Origin of the sequence: Kitasatospora sp. NPDC059599 (assembly GCF_042735125.1) — a bacterium.
Lineage (GTDB): Bacteria > Actinomycetota > Actinomycetes > Streptomycetales > Streptomycetaceae > Kitasatospora.
In genome coordinates this window covers 1-5,218 of sequence record NZ_JBHWCL010000266.1, presented here as the reverse complement: position 1 = coordinate 5,218, position 5,218 = coordinate 1, and the positions used below count along the sequence as shown (strand labels likewise).

Genomic DNA, 5,218 nt, shown 5'->3' with positions numbered 1-5,218 from the left:
TCCTGAGGCCGGGGATGTCAACATATCTGGCGTTGACTTTTGGCACGCTGTTGAGTTCTCAAGGAACGGACGCTTCCTTCGGACCGCCTTCCAGCGGACCCTCCGGGCTTCGTTCTTTCGTGTTTCCAGCTTACCAGATGTTTTCCGCTCCGTTTTCCGGAGTTTCATTCATCCGATTCCCGCTGGCGGGATTTCCTGCAAACTTCGTCCCGAAGCCTATCAAAGCTTCAGTGCGCTGGTTTCGCAGGATTTGCTTCGTCGGAGGGCGCGCATTTCGTGAAATGCGCTCGCCTCGATTCGGCGGTGTCGTAGACACTAACGCCCGGGCCCGACCGTTGTCCAGTCAGTCCCAACCGTTCAAACCTACTAGTCCGCCCTCACCACGTCAATGGTTTGGCCGGGATGCGAGAAGACTAGCAGGTCAGAGGAGTGTCGATCGCATCGCCTCAGCCCGCGACGGGTTGCAGGTCAGCTCGGTCGGCCGCGTCCAGGTCGCCGAACTCGCCGTCCTCCGCGGCCTTTCGGCCCAGCACCAGGGCGTAGAGGAGGAAGGCCACCTCGGCCGACACGCCGATGCCGATGCGCGCCCACGTGGGCAGTCCCGACGGGGTGACGAAGGCTTCGAGGACGCCGGAGACCGCCAGCACCGTCGCGAGGCCCATGGACATTCCGATGATCGAGCGTCCCTGTTCGGCCAGCGCGACGCCGCGCGTGCGTGGACCGGGGGCGATGACGGTCCAGCCGAGGCGCAGGCCGAGGCCGCCGGCCACGAAGACCGCGGTCAGCTCCAGCAGGCCGTGCGGGATGAGGAGGCCGAGGAAGACGTCGAGGCGGCCGGCGGAGGCCATCAGCCCGATGCCGACGCCGAGGTTCACCACGTTGGTCCACATCACATAGACCACGGGGATGCCCAGCGCGATCCCGTACAACAGGCACTGCACCGCGATCCAGGCGTTGTTCGTCCAGACCTGCGCCGCGAAGGAGCCGGCTGGCCGGTCCGAGTAGTAGGCCTCGTACTGTCCGCCGGGGCGGGTCATCTCCCGCAGTTGGTCGGGCGTGATGAGGCTGTTGCGGACCTCCGGGTGGGTGGCCATCCACCACGCGAGCAGCGTGGTGAGGAGCAGCGAGAGGACGGCGACCGGCACCCACCAGTTGCGGGCGCGGTAGAGCGCGGCCGGGAAGCTCACCGTGTAGTAACGGGCGACGTCCTGCCAGCCGTTGGTGCGGGCTCCGGTCACGGCGCTGCGGGCGCGTGAGACCAGGCTGGTCAGGCGGCTCACCAGGGCCGGGTCGGGCGCGGCGGCCTGCACCTTGGCCAGGTGGCCGGTGGTCCGCTGGTAGAGGGTGACCAGTTCGTCCGCCTCCTCGCCGTTGAGCCGCCGCCGGCGGGCGAGGGCGTCCAGCCGGGCCCACTCCCCCTGGTGGGTGGCGACGAAGACGTCCAGGTCCATTCGGCGGCTCCATGATCGGCGGTGGGCGCGGACGGGCGTGCGCGGGCGGGCAGGTGCGTACGGGCACGTGCGGCCCAGCATGCCAGCAGGGGCCCTGGGCGCGGCCCCCGGGATCTCACTTCCCGTGCGCCCGCCGGGCCCCGTATGTTGGCGGCTGCGGATCAGACTGCGGAGAGCGGGGCACGGGGGGCCGATCCGGGCCGTTTCCCTCCCCGGCGCTGCCGCCCCCGGTGGTCCCGGATCCCATGGGCGAGCCGGACGGGCTCCAAGAGCGTGAACGGACAGGTGTCTTGAGCGACCTGGTGACGGGTGAGGCGGTCGTCCTCGGCCTGCAGACGGCGAAGCTTCCGAGCCGGGCACTGGCGATCGTGCTCGACCTGCTCGTGGAGTTCGCCGCCCTGCTGGTGGTCACGCTGCTGCTGAGCGTCGCGCTGGTCGGCCTCGACGGCGCGGCGCTGGCGGCCACCATGATCGGCCTGATGGTGTTCTTCCTGGTGGCGGTCCCGGTGATGGTCGAGACCTTCACCAACGGGCGTTCGCTCGGCAAGGCCGCGCTCGGTCTGCGGGTGGTGCGCACCGACGGCGGCCCGGTGCGGTTCCGGCATTCGCTGGTGCGCGGGCTCGTCGGGTTCTTCGAGCTGATCGCGTTGTCCGGCTCCCCCGCGATGATCACCTCGGCGGTGAATCCGGACGGCAAGCGGCTCGGCGACATCTTCGCCGGGACGGTGGTCGTCCGCGAGCGCACACCGGGTGCGAGTGGCTCCGCCGCCCCGCTGCCGCCGGTGCACCCGCATCTGCTGCAGTCGATGGGCCGCGAGCTGGTCGCGATGGACTTCTCCGCGGTGCCGGAGCCGCTCTGGCTCGCCATTCGCCAACTGCTCGGCAGGGTAGGGCAGTTGGACCCGGCGGTGATGAACCGGATGACCGCTCGGCTGGCCGAGGACCTGTCCGCCCGGATCAGCCACCCGATGCCCCCGGGGCTGCACCCGGCGGCTTACCTGGGCGCGGTGCTCACCGAACGCCAGCGGCGGGAGTGGATCCGCGCCCAGGAGCGGCTGCGGGCGGCCGGCCCGGTGCCCGTGCAGGTTCCCGCGCCCCGTCCGGCCTCCGGTCCGGTGCCCACCACGGCCGACGGCCGGCCCCTGCGGGTCCTCGGGGTCCCGGCCGATCCGGCACAGGTCGCACCGGTCGCACCCGTCGCACCTGTCCTGCCCGTCGCACCTGTCCTGCCCGTCGCACCGCTCGCACCGCCCGCCGCCGTACCGGCCGCCCCGACCGCGCCACCGGCGCCGTCCTTCGACAAGCCCGCCGCCGGCACCGGCTTCGCCCCGCCGTCCTGACACCCGGGCGCCCCGACAACGCGGCGCCCCGGCAGGCAGCGCCCTGGCGCCCCGACGCCCGGCGCCCTAGTCCTTGTCGTCTCCGCCGTCCCCCACCCGCCAGGCGTTCGGCGGTGACTCCAGCTCCTCCAGCTCGATCCCGCCCGCCGCCAGCACCACGTCCCCCGCCAGGTGCACGACCTGCTGCTCCCCCGTCTCCAGGTCCGCGACCTGGTACCGCTCGACCAGCAGCGGCCCCGAGTCCGTCTCGTGCGTCTCGACGCCCTCCAGCAGCCACCCCTGGTCGAGGGTGCGCGGCGCCAGCACCGGTTCGGTGAACGCCACCAGCCGCACCCGCGCGCTCGCCCCCTGCCGCAGTCGCAGCAGCCGGGCAGTGGCGACCAGGAAGCCCGGCGAGCTGCCGGTGAAGGCGTGTGCCCGGTCGTGTCCCTCCACCGCGTGTTCGCCACGGGGGTCGGCCGCGTCGGTCCGGACCCAGGCCACGCCGTCCACGGCCCCGCCGCGCACCTGCCAGCCTCCGGCCCGCAGTTCCATCCGCAGCGGCCGGGCCCGCGAGTCCAGCGTGAGGTCCACGCTGCCGATCACCCGGCCGTCCGGTGCGTAGGTCTTGGAGACGTACCGCCACCCGGCCGCCCCGGGGGCGCAGCTGAAGCGCTCCTCGCCGAGCAGGACGTGGTCGTGCGTGTCGTGGAGCGAGTAACGGCCATTGGGCATGCCCGGAAGCCTACGTGTGCGTTTCGCATGCAACGTTCTCCGGGCGCCCGCGCATTAGGGGTGTGGACGGCGCCGGACCGGTGCCGCCGCCACGACGAGAGGGGGTGCGGATGGCAAAGCAGACGCGCGACGAGGAGTTCACGGAGTACGTGGCCTCCAGGAGCGGCTGGCTGCGGAAGGTCGCCTATCTGCTGTGCGGGGACTGGCACCGGGCCGACGACCTGGTGCAGGAGACGATCACCAAGCTGTACGTGAACTGGGCGAGGGTGGCGCGGATGGAGAACCGGGACGGCTACGCCCGGCGGATCCTGGTGAACACCTTCCTGGCCGAGCAGCGCTCCCCGTGGTGGCGGCGCACCGTCCGTGCGGGGGCCGAGCCGGACACGGTGGCGGGCGGCGTCGACCTGGACGCCTCGCTCGACCTGCGCCGGGCCCTCTCCGCCCTCCCGCCCCGCCAGCGGGCCACGGTGGTGCTCCGCTACTACTGCGACCTGTCCATCGAGCAGGCCGCCGAGGCCCTGGGGTGTTCTTCCGGCAACGTCAAGAGCCAGAGCTCTCGCGCGCTGGACGCCCTGCGCGGCAGCCTCACCGCCCGTCCCGCCGTCGCCGAGAGGATGTCATGACCACCTCCGATTCCCACGACCTGGCCACCCGGCTGACGGACCTGGCCGACGAACCGGCGCCGCCTGCGGGCTTCGACGCCGGCCGCTCCATGGCCGAGGGCGCGGCCCGGCTGCGCCGTCGCAAGCTGGCCGTGATCGGCGCCGTCGCGGCCGCGACGGCCGCGGTGGTGACCGGCGGCACGCTCCTGCTCCCGGGCAACGGCACCGCCGCGCCCCTACAGCCGGCCGCGCCCGCGGTGGCCACCACCGCGGCCCCGACGGTCACGCCCACCCCGACCGCAGCACCGGACCGGACCGGGGCCGACCCGCTGACCCCCGAGCTCCGGTTCGGCCGGCTGCCGGAGTGGGCCGGCGGCGAGAACGGCGTCAGCTACCAGACCGGCTTCCACGGTGTCGACTCGCTGGCGAGCGGCCGGGGCGAGAACGCCCCGAGCCTGCGGCTCTCGCAGCTCCCGGCCGGGTCCCAGCCCCCGATGACCGGGCCACCCGGCAGCAACGTCCGCACGGAGGCGGCCGAGCCGGTCGGCGGCCGGACCGCCTACTGGGTGGTCTCCGACGCGCCGCCGTACGACAAGCCCACCCTGCGGTGGCTGACGCCCTCGGGCGGCTGGGCGGAGCTCTCGGGCTCCGGCGGCCGGCCGGCGGACATCTCGCGGGAGGTCCTGCACGACGTGGCCGCCGGGGTCGGGTACGGCGCGTGGGACGTCCCGCTGCCGGTCCGGTTCAGCGGACTGCCCGAGGCCTTCGAGGCCACCAACGTCCAGCTGAGCCGTCCGGGTTCGGACGGCAAGGGCGCGTGGAGCATGTGGCTGATGCTCCAGGCGGAGAGCAAGACCGTCTGGTTCACCGTGAAGCCGGCCGCCCCGGGGGCGCCGGCATCACCGACCGGCAAGGACGGGTCGCCGCAGACCGGCCCGAACGCACCGCTGTGCTCCGTGGGCAACGGGGTGCAGGTGTGCGTCGGGGCCGGGGCCGACCTGCCGCCCTCGCTGGAGCGGCTCGGCGGACTGCCGTGGATGCTCGCCCACACCACGGCGCTCGGCGTGGACGCGAGCACCTGGACGACCGACGTCATGCGCTGACACCGGCC

6 protein-coding genes are annotated in these 5,218 nt (G+C 72.9%); 4 read left to right on the top strand and 2 right to left on the bottom strand.

Annotation, left to right across the window (positions count from 1 at the left end; all coding sequences use genetic code 11):
- Nucleotides 1-280: hypothetical protein (locus ACFV04_RS43160; RefSeq protein WP_380536546.1), on the top strand; the 280-nt coding region annotated here is incomplete at its 5' end.
- A 166-nt stretch (nt 281-446) separates the two neighbouring features.
- Here ACFV04_RS43160 and ACFV04_RS43155 read toward each other — a convergent pair.
- Nucleotides 447-1,451 carry a stage II sporulation protein M gene (locus ACFV04_RS43155; protein ID WP_380536544.1) on the bottom strand — a complete coding sequence of 335 codons (1,005 nt, stop codon included), beginning with the start codon at nt 1,449-1,451 and terminating at the stop codon, nt 447-449.
- A 290-nt stretch (nt 1,452-1,741) separates the two neighbouring features.
- Between ACFV04_RS43155 and ACFV04_RS43150 the strand changes: the two genes are divergently transcribed.
- Nucleotides 1,742-2,791 (top strand): RDD family protein, encoded by a 1,050-nt coding sequence (locus ACFV04_RS43150; RefSeq protein WP_380536543.1) that lies wholly within the window; start codon nt 1,742-1,744, stop codon nt 2,789-2,791.
- A 66-nt stretch (nt 2,792-2,857) separates the two neighbouring features.
- Here the strand turns inward: ACFV04_RS43150 and ACFV04_RS43145 are convergent, their stop codons facing one another.
- Entirely contained in the window at nt 2,858-3,505 is a 648-nt protein-coding gene (locus ACFV04_RS43145; protein WP_380536542.1) for a hypothetical protein, read from the bottom strand.
- A 110-nt stretch (nt 3,506-3,615) separates the two neighbouring features.
- Here ACFV04_RS43145 and ACFV04_RS43140 point away from each other — a divergent pair, with 110 nt between their 5' ends.
- Nucleotides 3,616-4,128, top strand: a complete 513-nt coding sequence (locus tag ACFV04_RS43140) for a SigE family RNA polymerase sigma factor (protein WP_380343842.1) — start codon at nt 3,616-3,618, stop codon at nt 4,126-4,128.
- Nucleotides 4,125-5,210 (top strand): hypothetical protein, encoded by a 1,086-nt coding sequence (locus tag ACFV04_RS43135; RefSeq protein ID WP_380536540.1) that lies wholly within the window; start codon nt 4,125-4,127, stop codon nt 5,208-5,210. Before ACFV04_RS43140 ends, ACFV04_RS43135 begins: the two co-directional genes overlap by 4 nt.
- Nucleotides 5,211-5,218: the final 8 nt, after the last annotated feature.